At 63.5% G+C, this 18,196-nt stretch carries 17 protein-coding genes and 1 riboswitch; of the genes, 11 read left to right on the top strand and 6 right to left on the bottom strand.

The genetic code is table 11. The features are described 5' to 3' along the window. Positions 1-141 precede the first annotated feature (141 nt). From M1D51_RS02460 to mnhG, 6 genes are read left to right on the top strand one after another with little or no spacing between them, the layout of a single operon-like run. On the top strand, positions 142-3,150 hold the full coding sequence (locus M1D51_RS02460) for a Na+/H+ antiporter subunit A (RefSeq protein ID WP_458108396.1): 3,009 nt from the start codon (positions 142-144) through the stop codon (positions 3,148-3,150). Further along, positions 3,147-3,647, top strand: coding sequence for a Na(+)/H(+) antiporter subunit C (locus tag M1D51_RS02465; RefSeq protein WP_172322294.1), 501 nt, complete (start codon positions 3,147-3,149; stop codon positions 3,645-3,647). The genes M1D51_RS02460 and M1D51_RS02465 overlap by 4 nt, the downstream gene beginning before the upstream one ends. After that, a complete protein-coding gene (locus tag M1D51_RS02470; protein WP_172322293.1) occupies positions 3,644-5,227 on the top strand; it encodes a Na+/H+ antiporter subunit D in 1,584 nt (527 codons plus the stop codon). Before M1D51_RS02465 ends, M1D51_RS02470 begins: the two co-directional genes overlap by 4 nt. Further along, complete coding sequence (locus tag M1D51_RS02475; RefSeq protein ID WP_172322292.1) at positions 5,224-5,790, top strand: Na+/H+ antiporter subunit E; 567 nt, start codon at positions 5,224-5,226, stop codon at positions 5,788-5,790. The genes M1D51_RS02470 and M1D51_RS02475 overlap by 4 nt, the downstream gene beginning before the upstream one ends. After that, positions 5,787-6,065 (top strand): monovalent cation/H+ antiporter complex subunit F, encoded by a 279-nt coding sequence (locus tag M1D51_RS02480; protein WP_172322291.1) that lies wholly within the window; start codon positions 5,787-5,789, stop codon positions 6,063-6,065. The genes M1D51_RS02475 and M1D51_RS02480 overlap by 4 nt, the downstream gene beginning before the upstream one ends. After that, positions 6,055-6,444, top strand: a complete 390-nt coding sequence (mnhG, locus tag M1D51_RS02485; RefSeq protein WP_172322290.1) for a monovalent cation/H(+) antiporter subunit G — start codon at positions 6,055-6,057, stop codon at positions 6,442-6,444. Before M1D51_RS02480 ends, mnhG begins: the two co-directional genes overlap by 11 nt. 78 nt (positions 6,445-6,522) lie before the next feature. Here mnhG and M1D51_RS02490 read toward each other — a convergent pair whose 3' ends face one another. Together M1D51_RS02490 and M1D51_RS02495 are read right to left on the bottom strand one after the other, a co-directional pair. Further along, positions 6,523-6,783, bottom strand: a complete 261-nt coding sequence (locus tag M1D51_RS02490; protein WP_172322289.1) for a DUF4235 domain-containing protein — start codon at positions 6,781-6,783, stop codon at positions 6,523-6,525. Positions 6,784-6,819: 36 nt separating this feature from the next. Further along, positions 6,820-7,509: an NUDIX hydrolase gene (locus M1D51_RS02495; RefSeq protein ID WP_458108397.1), complete on the bottom strand. Its 690-nt coding sequence runs from the start codon at positions 7,507-7,509 to the stop codon at positions 6,820-6,822. A 504-nt stretch (positions 7,510-8,013) separates the two neighbouring features. After that, a riboswitch (TPP riboswitch) is annotated at positions 8,014-8,150 on the top strand. A 77-nt stretch (positions 8,151-8,227) separates the two neighbouring features. On the opposite strand from M1D51_RS02495, the gene M1D51_RS02500 reads away from it, so the two are divergent. The 3 genes from M1D51_RS02500 to M1D51_RS02510 are packed head-to-tail and all read left to right on the top strand — an operon-like array spanning position 8,228 to position 11,192. Continuing rightward, positions 8,228-8,848: an ECF transporter S component gene (locus M1D51_RS02500; protein WP_458108398.1), complete on the top strand. Its 621-nt coding sequence runs from the start codon at positions 8,228-8,230 to the stop codon at positions 8,846-8,848. Then, entirely contained in the window at positions 8,848-10,401 is a 1,554-nt protein-coding gene (locus tag M1D51_RS02505) for an ABC transporter ATP-binding protein (RefSeq protein WP_458108399.1), read from the top strand. Before M1D51_RS02500 ends, M1D51_RS02505 begins: the two co-directional genes overlap by 1 nt. After that, positions 10,398-11,192, top strand: coding sequence for an energy-coupling factor transporter transmembrane component T family protein (locus M1D51_RS02510; protein WP_172326447.1), 795 nt, complete (start codon positions 10,398-10,400; stop codon positions 11,190-11,192). The genes M1D51_RS02505 and M1D51_RS02510 overlap by 4 nt, the downstream gene beginning before the upstream one ends. Here M1D51_RS02510 and M1D51_RS02515 read toward each other — a convergent pair. Then, a complete protein-coding gene (locus M1D51_RS02515) occupies positions 11,189-11,788 on the bottom strand; it encodes a GNAT family N-acetyltransferase (RefSeq protein WP_458108400.1) in 600 nt (199 codons plus the stop codon). The genes M1D51_RS02510 and M1D51_RS02515 overlap by 4 nt on opposite strands. Positions 11,789-11,846: 58 nt before the next feature. Beyond that, on the bottom strand, positions 11,847-14,045 hold the full coding sequence (locus M1D51_RS02520) for a penicillin acylase family protein (RefSeq protein ID WP_458108401.1): 2,199 nt from the start codon (positions 14,043-14,045) through the stop codon (positions 11,847-11,849). A gap of 101 nt (positions 14,046-14,146) precedes the next feature. On the opposite strand from M1D51_RS02520, the gene M1D51_RS02525 reads away from it, so the two are divergent. Continuing rightward, on the top strand, positions 14,147-14,881 hold the full coding sequence (locus M1D51_RS02525; RefSeq protein ID WP_458108402.1) for a siderophore-interacting protein: 735 nt from the start codon (positions 14,147-14,149) through the stop codon (positions 14,879-14,881). A gap of 106 nt (positions 14,882-14,987) precedes the next feature. Here M1D51_RS02525 and M1D51_RS02530 read toward each other — a convergent pair whose 3' ends face one another. Beyond that, a complete protein-coding gene (locus M1D51_RS02530) occupies positions 14,988-15,338 on the bottom strand; it encodes a hypothetical protein (protein ID WP_458108403.1) in 351 nt (116 codons plus the stop codon). 125 nt (positions 15,339-15,463) lie between these two features. Continuing rightward, positions 15,464-16,441 (bottom strand): WXG100 family type VII secretion target, encoded by a 978-nt coding sequence (locus M1D51_RS02535; protein ID WP_458108404.1) that lies wholly within the window; start codon positions 16,439-16,441, stop codon positions 15,464-15,466. A gap of 210 nt (positions 16,442-16,651) precedes the next feature. Between M1D51_RS02535 and M1D51_RS02540 the strand changes: the two genes are divergently transcribed. Continuing rightward, the gene (locus M1D51_RS02540) at positions 16,652-18,175 is read left to right on the top strand and encodes a UDP-N-acetylglucosamine 1-carboxyvinyltransferase (RefSeq protein WP_458108405.1); all 1,524 of its coding nucleotides are present in this window, start codon (positions 16,652-16,654) and stop codon (positions 18,173-18,175) included. Positions 18,176-18,196 lie beyond the last annotated feature (21 nt).

The following is an 18,196-nucleotide window of genomic DNA, read 5'->3' on the forward strand; positions in this document are numbered from 1 at the left end:
CAGGGATTGAAACGTAACCTCCGGGCCGCTTCCCTGGCGAAAAACTGTCCGCCCCCCTTGATAAACTTGGTAGACCGAACCCAACGTATGACCGCCTGCTCCAACTTTTGACAATTGCTTCCTGACTTTGCGGAGAAAACAGTGCTCACAGTTCTCGCCATCACCTTTGTAGCGGCAACTGTGGCGCCCTTGATCTTCAGCAAACTGGGCCGGAACGCGTTCTACGTCCTGGCAGCGGTCCCGGCCGGTGCTTTCATTTGGTTGCTCTTCCAATACGGACCCGTGTATTCCGGTGGCGGCATAGAAGAACTTCTTCCGTGGATCCCCACTTTGCAGTTGGAACTGGCATTCCGCATGGATCCGTTGGCATGGATCATGTCCCTCCTGATCCTCGGCGTCGGCTCCCTGGTGCTGGTCTATTGCGCCCGCTACTTCAAGAACAAGGATGCCGACCTTGGCGGGTTTGGTGCCCAGTTGCTGGCCTTCGCCGGAGCCATGTTCGGCCTGGTGACCTCCGATGACCTCCTGATGTTGTTCGTCTTCTGGGAACTCACCACCATCCTGTCCTACCTCCTCATCGGTTATGCGCGTACCCGCTTGGCAGCCCGCCGCTCAGCGCTGCAGGCTCTCATGGTCACTACCGCTGGCGGCCTGGCAATGCTCGTCGGGCTCATCATCCTGGGTCAGGCGGCGGGAACGTATCGCATCTCGGCGATCCTGGACCAAGCAGCACCGCTCATGACCGGGCCCATGGCAGGTGCGGTGGCTGCCGCCGTCGTGCTGATCCTGGCCGGTGCAGTCACCAAATCGGCGCTGGTGCCCTTCCATTTCTGGCTGCCCGGCGCCATGGCGGCACCCACGCCCGTGAGCGCCTACCTGCACGCGGCAGCGATGGTCAAAGCGGGCATCTACATCGTGGCGCGCCTCGCTCCGGGGTTTTCGACGTCGGAGTTTTGGCTGCCCGTGGTCCTGGGGCTGGGCTTGGCCACCATGCTCGTGGGTGGATACCGGGCGCTTCGCCAGACCGACATCAAACTCATCCTTGCCTACGGAACGGTCAGCCAGCTCGGCTTCCTCACCATGGTGGTGGGCCTGGGCCAGCCCGACGCCGCTCTGGCCGGACTCGGACTTCTGCTGGCACATGGCTTGTTCAAAGCGGCGCTCTTCCTGGTAGTGGGCATCATCGACCACCAGTCCGGAACGCGCGATATCCGTAAGCTCTCCGGCGTTTTCCGCTCCTCACGGGCACTGGGAGTGGTGGCAGCAATAGCCGCAGCGTCCATGGCGGGTGTGCCACCGCTGGCGGGCTTTGTTGCCAAGGAATCAGTGTTCGAAGCCTTCGTCCACTACGGCACAGGCGATCATGCCCCCGCCTGGGGAATCTGGATCCTGGTGGGCTTGGTGATCGGATCGATCCTCACATTCGCCTACAGCGCCCGGTTCATGTGGGGTGCATTTGCCATCAAGCCTGGCGTTGAACCCACGCCGTTCAAACCCATCAAGCCCGCTTTCCTGGCCGCTCCGGCGATCCTGAGCCTGCTCACCATTGTCTACGGCGTGTGGCCCGCTCCCGTTGATACCTGGATCCAGCCATATGCAGCACTGTTCGCTGACGCTCCGGACGCTGCCGACGCCGGGCACTTGGCTTTGTGGCACGGCCTCACCCCTGCGCTGGGGCTGACAGCGATCACGTTCGCCGCTGGTGCTGCCATGTTCTACGGGCGCAACCTCGTGGCCCGGGCACAAAGCCTGGTACCGGACTGGGTCGACGGCGACCGCGCCTACCAGCACACCATCGGCGCCTTGGACGACATCGCTGTCTGGGTCACGGGCCGCACGCAGCGTGGTTCGTTGTACTTCTACCTGACGGTGATCCTGACCGTGGCCTTCGCGGTACCGCTGGCGGCCTTGATCGCGGCCAACAAGCCCTTGCCTGAAGGCATCTACTTCATCGATCCGAATTCTCCGCTGCAAATGGTTGCCGGCGCGGGAATCGTGGTGGGCGCCCTGGCTGCTGTCCGGGCCAACAAGCGCTTCCTTGCGGTGCTCATGGTTTCCGTGACGGGCTACGGAATTGCCCTCATGTTCGCCTTGCAAGGCGCTCCGGACCTTGCGCTGACGCAGATGTTGGTGGAAACGATCGTCCTGGTGGCGTTCGTGCTCGCCATGCGCAGCCTGCCTGCTGAACTCCGGGACAGGACCGGCGGCAGGCTCCGGGTGATCCGCGTGATCATCGGGGCGGCCTTCGGCATCACGATGATTTTCGTGGCCATCTATGCCATGGGTGCCCGCGTGGCCACACCGGTTTCCTTGGACTTCCCCCGGCTGGCCTACGAGGGCGGCGGTGGCCTGAACGTCGTCAATGTGACACTGGTGGACATCCGCGCCTGGGACACCTTCGGCGAGATCTCGGTGCTGGCCATCGCGGCCACGGGTGTTGCAAGCCTGATCTTCGTCCGGAGCCGCGGCGATCGCATCAAGACTTCGGAAGCCGTGCCGGAAGGCAGCGTGGGGCGCCGCACCGGCGTCGACCGTGACTCCCGCGATGGCGCCACGCTGGCCGTGGCCAAGAAGTTCACTGACGTAAGCCGTGACGCCTGGCTGGTGGCGGGACGAACACTGGCGCCGGAACGTCGCTCCATCATCTTCGAAGTGGTAACAAGGCTGATCTTCCACTCGATGATCGTCTTCTCCATCTACCTGCTCCTCGCCGGCCACAACCTGCCGGGCGGTGGCTTTGCCGGCGGCCTCACTGCAGGCCTCGCCCTGACCATCCGCTACCTGGCGGGCGGCCGATTCGAATTGAGTGAGGCAGCGACAGTCAGCGCGGGGACCCTTTTGGGGACGGGACTTGCGACGGCGGCGGCCTCGGGTCTGGTGCCGCTCTTCCTTGGCGGGCAAGTGTTCCAGAGCGCAATCATCGAGTTCTGGCTTCCGGTCTTCGGAGACATCAAGTTCGTTACCTCCACCATCTTCGACATCGGCGTGTACATCGTGGTGGTGGGCCTGGCTCTGGACGTCCTCCGCAGCCTGGGTGCCGAAATCGACGAACACTTTGAGGGCAAGGGCGCACCCCTCGCAGAGGAAGACGCCGCCGACCTCGCCGAAGAAGCCGCTGAATCCGCCGCATCCGGGAAAGGTTCCGCATGAGCATCAACCTGACCCTGCTGATCGTCATGGGCGTTTTGTACGCCTGCGGCATCTACTTGATCCTGGAGCGGAGCCTGACGCGTGTGCTGTTGGGCCTGATGTTGCTGGCCAATGCCACCAACATCCTGATCCTGGCCACCGGAGGCTACGCCGGCTTGGCGCCCCTGTTCACCAAGGACACCGACCCGGAAGCCTACAGCGATCCTTTGCCCCAAGCACTGATCCTGACCTCGATCGTCATTTCCTTCGCCGTGACGGCCTTCATGCTGGGCATCATCTACCGTACGTGGGTCCTGGCACGGCAAGACGAGATCCAGGACGACATTGAGGACCGTCGAGTGGCCGAGACGCCAAGCTTCGACGCCGAGGACGACGCCATTGTGCCGTTGGAAACCTCAGAGTTCGCCGTGACCCCGGCCAACAGTTCCGATCACACGCATCCCGAAGCCACCGAGACGCCCAAAAAGGCACCCCACCAGGAAGGAGGCAGCGCGTGAATCTCGCAAACCTGTCGCCGCTAGCTGTCCTCCTGCCGATTCTGGGTGCCGCACTTGCGTTCCTGTTGATCCGGCACCACACCGCCCAGCGCGTGGTCAGCATCGGCATCCTTAGCGCAACCTTGCTGCTCGAGTGCCTCCTGTTGATTTCCGTGTGGGACGGCGGCACAACATCAGTTACTTTGGGAGGCTGGCTGCCGCCATGGGGCGTGGTTCTGGTAGTGGACCAGTTCTCCTCGCTGATGCTGGTTGTCTCCACCGTAGTGAGCCTCGCGGTGTTGATCTACGCTACTGGCCAGGGCATGGCCGACGGCGACCAGGAAGCACCTGTCTCGATCTTCCACCCCACGTACCTGATCCTGGTGGCGGGCGTGTCCAACGCCTTCCTTACCGGCGATCTCTTCAACCTTTACGTGGGCTTTGAGATCCTGCTGACGGCAAGCTATGTGCTCATGACCCTGGGCGGCACCGGGCCGCGCATCCGGGCAGGCGTCACTTATGTGGTGGTCTCAGTGGTCTCCTCGGTGCTGTTCCTCGTTGCCATCGCCATGATCTACGGTGCCACCGGAACCATCACGATGGCGGACCTGGCCATCAAGTTGGCGGAATTGGACCAAGGCACGCAAAACCTCCTGCACGTTATGCTCCTGGTGGCTTTCGGCATCAAGGCCGCTGTGTTCCCGTTGTCCTTCTGGCTTCCTGACTCCTATCCCACAGCGCCGGCACCGGTCACGGCAGTGTTCGCCGGGTTGCTGACCAAGGTGGGTGTCTACGCCATGGTCCGCACCGAGACGCTGCTGTTCCCCGGGGACACGCTGAACGTTCCGCTCATGGTGGTGGCGTTGCTGACCATGGTGGTGGGCATATTGGGTGCCCTGGCGCAGAGCGACATCAAACGTCTCTTGTCGTTTACCCTGGTGAGCCACATCGGGTACATGGTGTTCGGCCTGGCCATGAGTTCCGTCGCTGGCTTGGGCGCCGCAGTCTTCTACGTGGCGCACCACATTACTGTCCAGACCAGCCTGTTCCTGGTCACAGGCCTCATAGAACGCAGGGGCGGCAGTTCGTCCATTGACAGGTTGGGAGGCTTGGCCAAACTCTCCCCGTTGCTGGCCCTGCTGTTCTTCATTCCAGCCATGAACCTGGCGGGCATCCCGCCATTCTCAGGATTCCTTGGAAAGCTCGGCCTCCTGCAAGCAGGTGTGGAACTGGGGACGCCCTTGGCCATTACTTTGGTGGTAGGCGGGGTGGTGACCAGCCTTCTGACACTCCTGGCAATCGCCCGTGTCTGGAACAGGGCCTTCTGGCGCAAGCCCGAAGACGCCGAGTATCCGGACCCGGTGCTCATGACCCCCGGGAACGTGGGCGTCCTGCCGCGCACCATGGTGGGCTCGACGGCGGGACTGGTGGTTTTCGGTGTTGCGCTGACGGTCTTCGCGGGTCCACTCTTCCAGGTGGCCGACGGTTCCGCAGGGATCATGCTGGACCGTTCGGCCTATATCCACTCGGTCCTGGGCGATTCTGTCGAAGTGCCACCGCTTGCCCAGCCCGAGGAAGCACAGACGGGTGATGCCAAATGAGCCGTAAGCCCATCTCATTCCGCACCGAGCTCCCACTGCTCATCTGGCTGGTCATTGTCTGGGGCGCCCTGTGGCGGGACTTCAGCCCGGGGAACCTGCTTTTCGGTGCCCTGATCGCAGTCCTGGTTGCCAAGTTGTTCTATCTTCCGCCGGTGGAGCTCAGCGGCCGGTTCAACATCCTTCGCGCCATTCCTTTCGCGCTGATGTTCCTGGGCAAAGTGGTGGCAGCGAGCTTCCTGGTGTTGTTCCTGGCTGTAGTCAAGGGACCCAAGGTGCGCAGCGCCGTCGTCGCCGTTCCCCTGCGGAGCCACTCGGACCTGATGGTGACGGCCACGGGCCACGTGATCTCGTTGATCCCGGGTTCGCTGGTGGTGGAAGTGGACCGCTCAACGTCCACCCTGTACTTGCACGCGCTCAATATTTATGAAGAAGCGGATATCCAAAAGATCCGTGAGGAAACACGCGTCATCGAGGCGCGATTGATCCGGATCATGGGCACTCGGGAAGAAGTCGCGGCCTTGGATTCCGAACAGCGTCCGGGAATGGAAGGGGCAACGCTATGAAGGAATTTGTTCTCGTCGCCACAGCTGTGATCCTCAGCTTGGCCGCGGCAGGGGCTATTGTCCGCATCGCGATCGGCCCGTCGTTGCTGGACAGGGTTCTGGCATCGGATGTCCTGTTGGCCATCCTGGGCGCTGCCCTTGCAATCGACATGGCAATGAACAGGCACCTCAACAACCTCATGTTGCTGGTGGCCCTCGCGGTGATCGGGTTCATTGGATCGGTGACCGTTGCACGGTTCGTCGCGGAACGGAGGGAACAGAGCAATGAGTCCTGACGCAACCGGCGTGGATGCCGTGATCGATGCCGTCACCGCTGTGTTCCTGGTGGTTGGTGCGCTGATGTCCCTGGGTGCTGCCATCGGTTTGCTGCGATTCCCGGACCTCATGAGCCGCATGCACGCAGCCACCAAGCCGCAGGTTCTGGGACTGTTCCTCATGCTTGCCGCGATCGGCCTCCAGATGCGGACGTGGTGGGTGTGGCCTGTCCTTCTGGTGGCATGGATCTTCCAACTGCTGACCGCACCGGTGTCCGCCCACATGGTGGGCCGCTCCGCCTACCGCACCAAGCACGGCCACCGCGAGATGCTCACGAAGGATGAACTCGAGGCCGTTGTGCAGCGGGCAGCTGCGGGGCAAGAGCCCACGGAACGTTAGAACGACGCGGGGTCACCTCCGGCCCTGAATCCCCTGAGGGATGGGCAGGAAGTGACCCCGCGTTGCTTCTGTTGGTGCCTAGACGATGTCGTGGGTCTTGGCGAAGCGTGCAATGGCGCGCTGAGTGCCCCTGCTCGCCAGGACTTGGATGAGCGTGCTGACGAAGGCCGAGATCAGGGCGAAAGTCAGTGCGGAACGCAAGCTCGTCTCCATGTCGTCATTGCCCAGGGGCGGCTTGTTGCCAGTGGCCTTTTCCCACCCTTTGTTGACGAGTTTTGTACCGACGAAGCCTGCTCCGAGGCTCACTCCGGTGCCCAGCAGCTTGAAGAAGAGGTTCATGCCCCCAGCCTAGCTGGCCGTGGGCCCACCCAAGCGCTAGCGGCGGCTTTCCCGCTCCTTCAGAAACGCAGCCAGCGAACCCGCCGGTGCCAGTACCGGAACGACCGCGTGTTCTGCGGACCACACAGCCTCAACGGTTTCAAACTCCGCAATTTCTTTGAGCAGGTAATACGTGGGCGGCATGAGCTTCAGGGTCCCGGCTGCTTCGGATTCCAGGATCTGATCCACGGGCATCCACAACGACTGCCACGCCTCCGTGGTTTGATGCCGGGGGGTAGCTTCCGGGGCCGGTTTGGCAACATAAAAATAGGTGTCAAAGCGCTTCGGCATGTCCGTGGGCGTGATCCAGTTGGCCCAAGGGCGGAGATCCGTGGCGCTGATGCTCAGCCCGGACTCCTCTTGGACTTCACGGATTGCGGCACTGAGGACCGTGCCGGCACGGGTGGGCGCCTGTGAATGGTCGGTGCCGATTGAGCTTGAATGCCAGGCGGCGGCGTGGCGTTCAAGCAGGTCCGCTGGGTAGTCCCAGCCTGACTCGTCCGCAGCATCCACCCGGCCTCCCGGGAAGACCACCATTCCGGCCGCGAAATCCATGGTGCTCACCCTGTGCTGGACGAACGCTTGGAGACCACCGGGTGCATCGCGGAGCAGGATGACGCTGGCAGCGAGCCGGGGTTCGGATACATCAGTGGGAAGGGGGAGGTCGTGCTGGGGAAGGTCAGTCATGGAGGTGCCCCTTTTGCCGCGGTGGATTCTGCTGGTTCATTCTCTCAGGTCGGGTTGTGGGGTCTGGTGTGCGTGCTAGTTCCCGGGGGTGGGGCGCAGAGCGGGCCTCGCAACGTAGGGGGTGTTGTTGTGGGGCCTGGTGTGCGTGCTAATTCCCGGGGGTGGGGCGCAGAGCGGGCCTCGCAACGTGGGTGGGTGTTGTTGTGGGGCCTGGTGTGCGTGCTAAATCCCGGGAGTGGGGCGCAGAGCGGGCCTCGCAACGTAGGGGGGGTTGTTGTGGGGCCTGGTGTGCGTGTGAGATCCCGGGGGTGGGGCGCAGAGCGGGCCTCGCAACGTGGGTGGGTTTTGTTGTGGGGCCTGGTGTGCGTGTGAGATCCCGGGGGTGGGGCGCAGAGCGGGCCTCGCAACGGGCACGGGCAGAGCCGATTGTGACCGCATTCCGGCAGGGGGCCAGCGCCGGCAACACGCCCAGGTGTAAACTGAACCAGCCCATCAGGGCAGATTTGATAACGACAGGGGAGCGCCGCCGTCGTTCCTTGCAGAGATGCAGGTGACGCGAGGGCGCTGAGAGTGCGGACAGCCGCAGACCCTCGAACCTGATCCGGTTAGTACCGGCGCAAGGGAGTCGAGCTTCTCAGAGTGTCCGGAAACGGGCGGCGCAAGCCGATCCCGGGATCCGGGGAGCACTTTCCCCTCCTGTAACCTCAGGAGGCAGAAAATGACCACGGTAAACGTGAAGAAGACCAGTTATAACTGGCGTGTTGTAGACATTGTTGTGGCGGCCTTGATCGCCATTGCCGGCGGCGTGATCTTCTGGGCCTGGTCCCAGGGCGCTGCTCTGGTGTCCATCCCCATGAACGCGACATATCCGCCCCTGACAGGCTTGATCGCCGGTGGTTGGATGATCCCCGCAGTGCTGGGCATGCTCATTATCCGCAAGCCAGGGGCAGCGCTCTTCTGTGAAGCTGTTGCGGCTACAGGGGAGCTCATCATGGGTTCGCAGTACGGCACCACGGTACTCATCTCCGGCGTTCTGCAGGGTCTGGGTGCCGAGCTCATCTTTGCCGCTTTCCGGTACAAGAAGTTCAACCTGCCGGCTGCCCTCCTTGCCGGCGCCGGTGCGGGCCTCTTTTGCGGTCTCAACGACTCCTTCCTGCCTTGGGGCTGGAACATTGCCTACGAGGCCGTCGACAAACTGGCCTACATCACCTTCACCACGATTTCCGGTGCAATAATCGCCGGCGCACTGTCCTGGATCGCCACCCGCGGCCTGGCAAAGACCGGCGTGCTGAGCTCCTTCGCATCGCGCAAGGCCGCTTCGGAGCCAGTCTTCAGCTGATGTCCGCCACGCAAAGCGGCACGGTGAGGCCTGCCGCCATCTCAGCTGAGGGCTGGGGTTGGCGGCATGCCGGCCGGGCCCAAGCCGCCGTTCAAAGCCTCGATCTCCGGATTGAACCGGGAGAGCGCGTGCTGTTGCTGGGGCCTTCGGGTGCCGGCAAGTCCACGCTCCTGCATGCCCTTGCCGGCGTGCTGAGCGATGAGGAAGACGACTCTGACGAGACCGGCTCCCTGCTGATCGACGGTGTTGCGCCCCGCGAGCAACGTGGGCGCGCAGGGCTGATGCAGCAGGACCCCGAGACGCAAGTGGTGCTGTCCCGGGTGGGTGACGACGTCGCTTTCGGCGCGGAAAACCTTGCCGTTCCGCGCGAGGAGATTTGGTCCCGCGTCCATGAAGCGCTCGACGACGTCGGGTTGCGCACCGCTGCCGGCGGCGGTTTGCCACTGGATCACCCGACGGCGGCACTGTCCGGAGGCCAAAAGCAGCGCCTTGCGCTTGCCGGTATTTTGGCGATGCGCCCCGGCCTGATCCTCTTGGACGAGCCGACGGCCAACCTGGATCCGGCCGGAGTGCTGGAAGTCCGTGATGCTGTTCGGCGCTGCCTGGATAAGACCGGTGCCACCTTGGTGGTTGTGGAACACCGGGTGTCCGTATGGAAGGACCTGGTGGACCGGATTGTGGTCCTGGCGCCTGGGTCAACCGCCGGCGTCCTCTTGGACGGCCCACCGGACCAGGTCCTGTCCGAAGCCCGCACCATGCTGATGTCGGCCGGTGTCTGGGTGCCGGGGTACGTTCCTGCAACCAGGGGCCGCCTGAACCAGCCCGACACCGCGCAGCTTCTCCTGGCAACCCAGGATCTGGCCGTGTCCCGGGAAAAACCGCGGCGCAAGGGCTTCAAAACCATACCGCCCGTCCCCGCGCAATCCGGGATCAGTGCACAGGTCAGGGCAGGCCAAGCCCTGACGGTCACAGGACCGAACGGTGCCGGCAAGTCCACTTTTGCGCTCACATTGGCCGGTCTTTTGGCGCCGGTGGACGGTACGGTGAGTGCCGCCGTCGAGCTTTCCGAGGGTGCGGGTATTGACCCGTTCAAGTGGAAAGCGGAGCAGCTGATCTCCCGTATCGGCACGGTGTTCCAGGAACCGGAGCACCAGTTTGTCACAGGCAACGTGCTGGACGAATTGATGTTTGGTCCCAGGCATTTGGGCCACGGTGAGGAACGCGTGGACGAGCTCCTGGAGCGGCTGCGACTCACACACCTGGTGGATGCCAACCCCTACACGCTCTCCGGGGGCGAGAAGCGGCGGCTTTCGGTGGCCACGGTCCTGGCTGCGCACCCCAAGGTCCTGGTGCTCGATGAGCCAACGTTCGGCCAGGACGCCAATACCTGGGCCGAGCTGGCGTCCTTTCTTTCGGAGCTGTTGGATGCCGGTACGGCGGTGGTGTCCGTGACCCACGACCAGGAATTCAGTGCAGTACTCGGAGGCACGGAACTGCGGCTCGGCCCGATCTCCCAAGGTGAGGCCACGCATCAGGAAGCGGGTGCGGCGTGAGGGACGCTTTGAACATTCGCGGAAACCACGCCCTGCTGACCCGCGCCAACCCCTTGGCCAAGTTCGTGTCGGTCTTCCTGATTTCCCTGGTGCTGGCCTTGTCCATCGACTGGGTATCGGCGTCAACAGCACTCCTTGCGGAACTGGCGCTCTTCCCGCTGGCCGGCCTCACTGTACGCCTTTTGTGGCAGCGGGCCTGGCCTTTGATCATGGCGGCAGCGATTGGCGGCTGGAGCACGGCGATCGTGGCGGCGGACAGCGGCGCTGTACTGCTCGACGTCGGACTCTGGTCCATCAGCGAAGGTTCCCTTGAACTGGGGCTGGGTTTCATGCTGCGCGGTTTGGCGATTGCCTTACCGGCGATCCTGCTGATGACCTGCACGGACCCGACTGATCTGGCCGATGCGCTGGCGCAAAAGGCCAAGCTGCCGCACCGATTTGTCCTGGGCTCCCTGGCAGCCATGAGGCTGGTGGGCCTGATGGCAGAAGAGTGGCAGACAATCGGCATGGCCCGCCGCGCCCGTGGTGTCGGTTCCCAAGGCAGCCCGTTCCAACGGTTGAAGGCTACTCTCGGCCAGAGCTTCGGGTTACTGGTCCAGGCCGTGAGGAGGGCGTCGCGTTTGGCGGTGACCATGGAAGCGCGCGGCTTCGGCGGCGGGCAGCGAACCTGGGCACGCGAATCCACGTACTCACTGCTGGACGTATGGGTGGTCCTTGGCGGGCTTCTCATCGCCGCCGGTGCAGTGCTCGCAGCCGTCGGCGCGGGAACCTGGAGTTTCGTCTGGCGCTAGCGGGCCTGCTGCTCCTGGATCTCATCAAAGCCTGCCCTCGTCAGGAATCCGAGCTGGGCTTCCTTCTCGGCGAGCTGGATGATGGGGCCAAGCTCAAAGCAGGTAGCTTCCAAACGACGGAGGGCTTTGGCATTGCGGGAGTCGGGCTCCACCACAATACGGTCCTTGCCGGGCAGGGAGAACATGTACTTGATCAAGGACGTGCCAAGCCGCGGGGTGAAGTGTGGGATGGGCCGGGTAGCCGGTGCCAGCAGCAGGTGCATGCCGATGTCCGCCTCCCGCGCGGGGTAGGCCTCGCCCACGGGATCGTGCAGTGGCTCGTAGGTCTGGAAAAGGGCCAGCGGTTCCCCATCAAGGATGGCCAGGAACGCGTGGTGGGTCTCCAAGGAGTCCAGGAACTCGTAGATCCCTTGGACTTCCTCGCGGGAGTTTTCGGTCATTCCCCAGAACTTGGCGCGGGGTTGGGTGACCCATTCGAAGATGAGGTCAATGTCCTCGGCGGGAACCAGCGGGACGAGCCGCAGCGCGCCCCATCCTTCGAGATCTTCGGAGTAGACGGTGGCTCGGACAGAGAAGTCCTGGGTAACGGTGGTCATGGCTTCCTTCGGGGCTGATGCGGGGCTGATGCGTGCTTGATGCGTGGAGCGGAATGGGTCAGGGCGTGTCTTTGGCCAGAAGCGACCAGTCGGTCACCACGGGTGTGAGTTCTCCGGCGGTCCAGAGCGGTAGTTGGTCGGCGAAGTGTTGGTGCTCCGGTGTGCCGGAAGCCCCGAACGGGACGATCCACCGGCTGTTGCGCCGATCCGAGAGGTCCCAGACGTAGCGGGCCACAGGTCCACGAAAGCTTCGGTCATCAACGCCGGGCAGGCTCTCGGTGCAGAGAACACAGCCGGTATCTCCGCTGAGGCCGGCACGGGGGGCCGAGGAGGCCAGCGGGCCGGGAAGGACATGCACGGCCAGAAGCTGATGCCGGTCGCCCCAGGAGAGCCCCCGGGATTCTTCGAGCGCGACGTCCTCAAGTGCCGCAGCCGCTTCCGCATCAATGCTGATGCCCAGTTCGGGGCCTCGGACCAGCAGCGTCTCCAGCGCGAAGCCGATGCGGGAGGCCACCGATAACCAGGGTCCGAATAACGGCGAGTAGCCCGTTGGTTCGTTCAACGGCGCCAGTGCGGGATGCTGCGCCAGCCTCCGGACCAACGAGCCCCGCCATGACGCGAACACTGCAGCGTGGTGACTGCCGGCATCCATGCGGCCGTCCCATTCGAGCAGCAGCGAACGCACGCCCTCGCCTGTCCTGGACAAACCGCCTTTCCTGGACAAACCGCCCGCCCTGGACGAACCCCCCGCCTTGGACGAGTCATCCGCAGACGAACTATCCGCGACCGAATTTTCCACGGACACCCCGGAGAGCACCGAACGGAACAGAGGCCACGGACCCAGTTGGGTATCGGTATGAATGGTCTGCATGTCATCCACGGACAACGGCCCCGACGCCGACTCGAGCAGTTCGCGGATGCGCGCCGCCCGATGCGCCGGGGCGAATTCCATGGCCACGGCGTCACCCCCTCCGGCCGCGCGGTCGTTCGCGCTCACGGCAAAACGGTCCACCTCGGTGCGTGGCAGGATCACGTACTGCCCTTCCCACTGATGACGGTCGGAGAAGGCTGGAGCAGGCAGGCGCCGGTTGGCGGGATTGCGTTGCGGAACCAGCCCGGCAACAAAGTGCCGCACGGCTCCGGAAGTATCCGCGGCCACCACGCTGTTGACGGGCTCCACCCAGGCGTCGAAGGCCGTTTCCACCTCGGAGACACTCCGGCTCCGCAACAACGGCAGGAGGGCCTCGAAACCCAGCCGCCGTTCAACGCGGGCGGGAAAGCGCAAACTCAGCGCATCGCCGTCGGGCGCTTCGGAGATCACCGAGCCGCGCGCGGTTTCAATGACCTCAGTGGTGACCGGCTCGCCGTCGCGGACGGTGATGGTTTCCACGCTCACGACGGCGGTTTCCCACCCTTGCGCTCCCCGCGCCTCGATGCGTTCCCCGGTGGGGTCCGTGACCCGGCGCAGTTCTTCCTCGAAGAGGTCCTGGTAATCGGCCATGGCGTTGGTGATGGCCCAGGCGGTGTGCCCGGTGTGGGCGAAGTGCGGGAGGCCGGGTACGCCGGGAAATGCGAAGCCAACGGCGTCGAACTCCGGGCAGGCGAGCCGTATTTGCTGGTACACGCCGGGGAGTTCCAGGAGGCGGTGGGGGTCACCGGCGATCAGCGGGAGCCCGCTTGCCGTCGTCGAGCCGTGCGCGGCCCAGGCGTTGCTGCCGGACCAGACGGGAGCTTCGATGCTGAACAGGCTCACGGCGTCCTCACCCAATGTCCGGGCGACGTGGGCGCGGAACAGTTTGTTGGGAAAGGTTGAAAACAGGACGTGGTGCACCAGGAAGACGCCCATAGGGGTCCAGGGGTTCCACGGTTCAGGTTCGCTGCCGGATTCTTGAAATTCCGGGCCGCCACGGCGTCCGTCTGCCAGTGCCTGGTTGATGCCGGCCACGTATCTTGCGCACCACCGCTGAGTGTCGGTGTCGAGGTTTTCAAAACAGCGGCGTGCGGTGTCGTCCAGCCGGGCTTGGCGGGCGAACCGGTCCCAGACCACGGCGTCAACGCCCAGGACTTCCGCTGTCCGGCCTTCCGAACGCCAGCGCTCCAACTCGATCTGCCACGAGCGGTCCGTTGCGGCATTCATGCCTTGGAGAAAGGCGAGATCGTCCGCGGAATCCGCCCATAAGTGCGGGATCCCCCACTGATCGCGGTAGCTTCCGGGGCCGCCTGCCGGGGCGGAAGGGTGCATCGGGGCAGGCGTCATAATCTCTGGCCGCTTTCGAGCTTAGGTTAGGCTTACTTAAGTTCAAGATAAATGGCTTTGGCCCCGTTCACAAATCGTGGACATTCGTGAAGGAGTGTTGCTTGAAGCGCAATTGGGAAGGCGTCGTCCTCAAAGTCATGGGCGCCAAGGACTTCACCCTGGAGGTCACGGGGCGCGAAGAAATCACCCCCGACTTCTTCCGGGTGCACGTGCGCGACGGCGGGCTCCTGGAGCGCAGCGGCCTGCACCCCACCATGTGGATCCGGTTGTGGTTCAACGATTCCGGCAAGGCCCACCAGCGCGCGTACACCTTGGTCAACGCATCCCCTGCGGACGGAACGTTCAGTATGGACTTCGCCATGCACAACGGGGTAGCGGCTGACTGGGCCCGCTCCGTTCAGCCCGGCGACACCATTGACGCCACCGTCCAAGGCAGTTCCTTCACCTTCCCGCAGCCGGCTCCCCGCCGGATCTGGGTGGTGGGAGATCCCGCTTCGATCCCGGCCATCAACTCCTTGCTGGACGAACGAGGACTTACCGCAGCCGGCGCGGCTCCTGTCACCGCCTGGCTTGAATACCAGCACGACGCCGACCCCTCACTCCAGGTGCGGACGTTAGAGTCCGACGTCGTCACCTGGGTTCCGCGCAAACGCGACGGTGCCGCCCTGGTTGAGGAAATCTGCGATGCGCTCACGGCGGAGAGTGTGTCCGTGGAAGAGGACTTTTTCTGGATCGCCTGTGAAGCCTCCAGCACCCGGGCAATCGTCAAGCACTTGCGGAAGACGCTGGGCGTGGACAAGCACCGGATCGATGCCTTGGGATACTGGCGTGTCTAGGTACCGCGATTCGGCACCGCGTTTAGGCGCCGCGTTTAGGTACCGCGTTAGGTACCGCGTTAGGTACCGCGTTTAGGTGCCGCGGCGCTGCTGCTGTCTTGAAGCGTTACTCGCGCCAGTTAAGGAAGCCCTTTTGTCCTTCCGGAGGGGTGAGGACCACGTCCCGGCCATACTTCTTCTGTGAGTCTGCGCCGAAGAAGGCATCCGCGACGATGCGGATCGCCTTGGCCACCTTCCCGTCCTTCAGGAAGACGAACAACGCAGGGGACGCTGTGTAGCGGTTCTCTTTGGTCAGCGGCTCGCCGAAGGCGGCTTCGATGTCCTTGGCCGGTGTCCCCTCCGTCACGAATCCTGCCTGGTCCCACTCGAAGTCCGTGGCGTCAGCCAACTTCAGGGCCGTCCCGTTCTTTGCGGACTCAAGGACCTGGCTGTTGAGCTTCTCATTCGATTCGGGCATGACGGATCCTCCTAGTGAACAGGCGGCCAGGGCGCAGGCCAGGATGAGAGTTAGCAGGCCCGCGAGGGTGAGGCGGCCAGCAGGGGTCCGCATCCGTCGTCGTGCCTGTGTTCGTGGTTGGATCCTCACGAGGTGGTCCTCGACTCGTCGTTGAATTCCGGGTCCTCGCCGGGGGCGGGCTCGGCATTGTTGGCGTCGCCGGTCTGGTCCATGGGGACCTCGTTGGATGGGTGCGGCAGCAGGTCCTGTCCCACCACCACGGTATCGCCGTTGTTCACGGCTTCCTCGATCAAATCAGCAAGCTCCTCAGCACTGGCATCCGGGTTGGCTATGGCCACATTGCGGCCCACCTCATTGTTGTACAGATCCATCGCCTCACGCGGCGCAGGATTACCGGGGAGTTGTTCGTGGGCGGTGGCGTAATCCTCCGCCCAGTCCGCACCGAACTCCTTGACCATCAGGGCGTTCCAGTACGCATGGCGGAAGGCGTCGTTCTGGTCGTCGTTGCGGTCGGCGCTGGGGAAGCGGTCATCTGCTGTGCTGAAGGCGTCGTCATGGATGTCCTTGAAGGCGTTCATCTCGAAAGGGCCCAAACCGTTGAGGAGCTCCGCTTCCTTCTCGGTGACCTCCCTTTGGTCCACCACGAATCGCAGGGGGTCCCAGTCCCCGGGCCACTTGGTGACCTCGGCATCGCTGACCTGATATTGGTCCAGGATTTCCTGCGGTGTTGGCTGGCCGGGGTTCGGGTTGGCTGCGGTCTTGGTGGTGTCGGAGCTGCCGCTGCTTCCCGAACTGCCGCCGGAGCCGCCGCTGCCTGCACCTTCAGTGGAAGCGGAGGACTGCTGGTCCGCGTTGGTAAGCACTGACTGCGAGGCTTCTTCCAATCCGCGCGTGGTTCTTTCCAGCAATGGCCTCAGCCGGCCCTGCCAGTCTGCGGCAAAGCGCTTGGCGTCCTGGCCCTGCCAACCGCCCCCATGGCCGGTTAGTCCCTGCCCTATTAGTGAATCGAGTTCCCGGGCCCGGCTGGTCAACAGTGACGCACCGTTGGCCAGGGTCTTGGAGAGTGCTTTGAGTTGTTCGACGTCGGCGCCGTAGAAAGGCATATTTCCCCCTGAGCTTTGACTCCATGCTTTGGCATTGCTCCGGGGATCGCAATGGGTACCTCTGCCCGGCGCTGGCTCGCGGAAAGCGTTCGCCCGAGGCGAGCACCCGCCGTCGTGCTCCATATCTCACAGTTCGGGTACATTGTGACGTTTGCCGCTCAAACGGTGTTTTGGACGGCACTTCTAGCTCACCTGTGATATTTCTTGGATATGACGCAACCTACCGCTGAACACGTCGGCCTTCTGCTCCGCAACGCCCGTGGCGAAAAAGGGTGGACTCAGGGGCAGTTGGCTACCGAGCTTGGAACCAGCCAAAGCGCAATCGCGCGGATGGAGCAAGGTAAACAGAATCTGAGCCTCCGGATGATTGAACGGCTTGAGGCAATATTCGGCCGATCGATCGTCAAAGTGGGCAAGCCGCAAATGACCCACCTCCGGGTCGAGGGCGGCCGGACCCTGTCCGGGGAAGTGGATGTCAACAGCAGCAAAAATGCCGGCGTGGCCCTCTTGTGCGCCAGCCTTATCAACCGCGGTACCACTACGCTGCGTCGCCTGGCCCGGATCGAGGAAGTCAACAGGATTGTTGAAGTACTGACATCCATTGGCGTCGAGTGCACGTGGCTCAACGGGAACGACCTCCGCATCCGCAGGCCCGATGTTCTGGACCTTGGCTCGATGGACGTTGATGCTGCCCGCCGCACCCGCAGCGTCATCATGCTGCTCGGCCCGCTCCTGGATGAGACCAGTGAGTACCTGCTGCCCTACGCTGGTGGCTGCGACCTGGGAACGCGCACGGTGGAGCCGCACATGCAGGCCCTGCGGCAGTTCGGCCTCGAGGTTGAAGCGAAGTCCGGTTTCTACTCCGTGACCGCGCCGCCCGCGGACGTCCATGACCGCTCCTTCGTCCTCACCGAACGCGGTGACACCGTCACCGAAAACGCCATCATGGCTGCCGCTCACCGCGAGGGCACCACCGTCATCCGGAACGCAAGCCCCAACTACATGGTCCAGGACCTCTGCTTCTACTTGCAGGGACTGGGAGTGGAGATCCAGGGCGTCGGGACCACCACGCTGAAGATCACCGGCCGTTCCGCCATTGACGTGGAGATTGAGTACTTCCCGTCAGAGGACCCCATCGAGGCCATGAGCCTGATCACCGCCGGGATTGTCACCAACTCCGAGGTCACCATCCGCCGCGTCCCCATCGAGTTCATGGAAATCGAGCTCGCCACTTTGGAGCAGATGGGCCAGAACCTCGAAATTTCCGGCGAATACATGGCACGCAACGGCCGGACGCGCCTGGTGGATGTCACCACCAAGCCCTCCGAGCTCCGCGCACCCCAGGACAAGATCCACCCCATGCCGTTCCCGGGCCTGAACATCGACAACCTGCCGTTCTTCGCAGTCATCGCAGGCAACGCGGAGGGCCAAACCATGATCCACGACTGGGTCTATGAGAACCGCGCCATCTACTTGACCGAGCTCAACAAGCTCGGCGCCCAGGTGCAGTTGCTGGATCCGCACCGGATCTACGTCAACGGACCCACCAAGTGGCGTGCCGCGGAAATCGGCTGCCCGCCGGCCCTGCGCCCCGCCGCCTGCCTGCTCTTGGCGATGCTGGCTGCCCGTGGTACGTCCGAGCTCCGCAACATCTACGTGATTGAGCGTGGATACGAGGACTTGGCCGAGCGCCTGAACACCATCGGTGCCAAGATCGAGTACTTCCAGGACTAGGCTCCACGCGTACGCCGGCAA

This window comes from Arthrobacter sp. R3-55 (assembly GCF_054161505.1).